This window comes from Bacteroides sp. CAG:633, assembly GCF_000435115.1.
In the GTDB taxonomy this organism is placed as follows: domain Bacteria; phylum Bacteroidota; class Bacteroidia; order Bacteroidales; family Bacteroidaceae; genus Bacteroides; species Bacteroides ndongoniae.
Window position 1 is genome coordinate 317 of sequence record NZ_FR883125.1, and the last position, 203, is coordinate 519.

At 40.4% G+C, this 203-nt stretch carries 1 protein-coding gene; it reads left to right on the top strand.

Going from position 1 to position 203, the window contains the following annotated elements; genetic code table 11:
• The coding region (locus QVP67_RS12395; RefSeq protein ID WP_288180178.1) for a hypothetical protein at positions 1-203 on the top strand (203 nt) is incomplete at both ends.

A 203-nucleotide genomic window follows, 5' to 3' on the forward strand; every position in this document is an offset into this window, starting at 1 on the left:
TGACAGAGAAGGACGGGAAAGACTTCGTACCGCTATAAATTTGCGGTTAAAAGAAGTCAAAGAAGTATATTCAGTTCTGAGTACAACCAACGGAAAAATATTTGCCGAGCAAGAACGAATCAGCAATGAATTGCAACGGCTTCGAAGCCTGAAAGTCCAAAATAACCATACACACGTTATTGACTTCAAGACTTCTCGACCTT